Annotated in this window: 1 protein-coding gene; it reads left to right on the top strand. The window is 72.9% G+C overall.

Annotated features, from left to right (window positions below; genetic code table 11):
* Positions 1-170: 170 nt before the first annotated feature.
* Positions 171-2,447: nitrate reductase (locus VJR25_RS07810; protein ID WP_324114272.1), on the top strand; the 2,277-nt coding region annotated here is incomplete at its 3' end.

Genomic DNA, 2,447 nt, shown 5'->3' with positions numbered 1-2,447 from the left:
GACAGGGGTTCAACCGACGACATCCGCGCCCTGGCGGCGCAGATGTCGTCGGTTGGACGGGGGCGCTCCGACCTTGCTCACAAGTGCGTCCGGCCCACTGTGATGGAGATGTGACGCCCGGGTAACGCTGTGGGACACGGGGCGGAACGCGACTCGCGAATCATCTGAGCATGAGCGTGTCCGCCGACCCGTCCACCGTCTCCCCGCCCGCCCTCCCGCCGGTGCGGACGGCGTGCTCGTACTGCGGTGTCGGATGCGGCATCCTGGTCCACCCGGTGACGGCACCGGACGGACGGATGGCGGTCGGACGCGTGGCCGGGGATCGCGAGCACCCCGCCAACCGCGGTCGCCTGTGCACCAAAGGGGCCACGCACGCGGAGCTGATGGCGGCGCCCGGGCGACTGACGTCGGCGCACGTGCGGCCCGCGCGCGGCGCGGAACCGGTGCCGGTGCCGCTCGAGACGGCGATCGACGAGGCGGCGGCCGGGCTGCGGCGGATCGTCGACGAGCACGGGCCGGATGCCGTGGCCGTCTACGTGTCGGGGCAGATGTCGACGGAGGCGCAGTACCTCGCCAACAAGCTCGTGAAGGGGTACCTGCGCGGCATCCACATCGAGTCGAACTCGCGCCTGTGCATGGCCTCGGCCGGCACCGGCTACAAGCAATCGCTGGGCGCCGACGGCCCGCCCGGGTCGTACGACGACCTCGACCGCGCCGACCTCTTCTTCGTGATCGGGTCGAACATGGCGGACTGTCATCCGATCCTCTTCCTGCGGATGGCCGATCGCCTGAATGCGGGGGCGCGGCTGATCGTCGCCGACCCGCGCCGCACCGCGACCGCCGATCGCGCCGACCTGTTCCTGCAGCTGCGCCCCGGCACCGACCTGGCGTTGCTGAACGGACTGCTGCACCTGCTCGTCGCCGACGGGGCGATCGACGACGAGTTCATCGCGGCGCACACCGACGGCTGGGCGGAGCTGCTGCCGCTGCTGGCGGACTATCAGCCGGCGCGGGTGGCCGAGATCACCGGGCTCGCCGAGGACGACCTGCGCACCGCGGCGCGCTGGATCGGCGAGGCGGGCGAGTGGATGTCGCTGTGGACGATGGGGCTCAACCAGTCCACGCACGGCACCTGGCACACCAACGCCATCTGCAACCTGCATCTCGCGACCGGGGCGATCTGCCGGCCGGGGAGCGGCCCCTTCTCGCTGACCGGTCAGCCCAACGCGATGGGCGGTCGGGAGATGGGGTACATGGGCCCCGGCCTTCCCGGCCAGCGCTCCGTGTTCGACGCCGACGACCGCGCCTTCACCGAGGCGCAGTGGGGTCTCGAGCCCGGGTCGCTCCGCGCCGAGACGGGCGGCGGCACGATCGACCTGTACCGGCGGATGGCCGCCGGCGAGATCAAGGCGGCGTGGATCATCTGCACCAACCCGGTGGCATCCGTCGCCGGCCGCGACGCCGTCATCGCGGGCCTCGAGCGGGCCGAGCTCGTCATCGTGCAGGACATCTTCGCGAGCACCGCGACGGCCGCGTACGCCGACATCCTGCTGCCGGCGACGCTGTGGGTCGAGTCGGAGGGTGTCGCGGTGAACTCGGAGCGGTCGGTGGCGCTCGTGCAGCGCGCCGCCGACGCTCCCGGCGACGCCGAGCCGGACTGGGCGCTCATCGCCCGGATGGGGCGCGCGCTGGGGTACGGCGAGGCGTTCGCGCACACCTCGGCCGAGGAGGTCTTCGACGAGCTGCGGGAGTTCTGGAACCCGCGCACCGGATGGGACCTGCGCGGCGTCACCTATGACCGGCTGCGACGCTCGCCGGTGCAGTGGCCCGCGCCCGACGGCGACGCGGAGCACCGGCATCCGATCCGCTACCTGAACGACGGCGTCAGCCAGACGCTGCACCGCGAGGGCGGCGACGTGCCGCGGCTGGCGTTCCCCACGCCGTCGCGCCGCGCGCGGTTCCTCGCCCGGCCGCACCTGCCCCCCGCCGAGCTGCCCGACGACGAGCATCCGTGGGTGCTCAACACGGGACGCCTGCCGCACCAGTGGCACACGATGACGAAGACCGGTCGCATCCCCACCCTGACGCGGCTCAACCCGGACCCGTTCGTGGAGATCAACCCGGCCGACGCCGAGACCCTCGGGATCGCCGACGGCGACCTGACCGAGATCGTCTCGCGCCGCGGGCGCGTCGTGCTGCCCGCCGTCGTGACCGACCGCGTGCACCCGGGAGGCTGCTTCGCGCCGTTCCACTGGAACGACGTGCACGGCGAGGATCTCGCCGTCAACGCGGTCACGAGCGACGCCGTCGATCCCGAGTCGCTGCAGCCCGAGTACAAGTACGCGGCGGTGTCGCTGCGGCGCGTCGGACCGGCACCCGATCGCGTGCCGCCGGTGGAGGATGCCACGCCCGGCCCCGCGACCGGCCCCGTGACCGGGACCGCGTTC

This window comes from Microbacterium sp. (assembly GCF_035277845.1).
Taxonomy (GTDB): Bacteria; Actinomycetota; Actinomycetes; order Actinomycetales; family Microbacteriaceae; genus Microbacterium.
The sequence above is the reverse complement of the archived record's forward strand: the minus strand, read 5'-3'. Positions and strand labels throughout refer to the sequence as shown.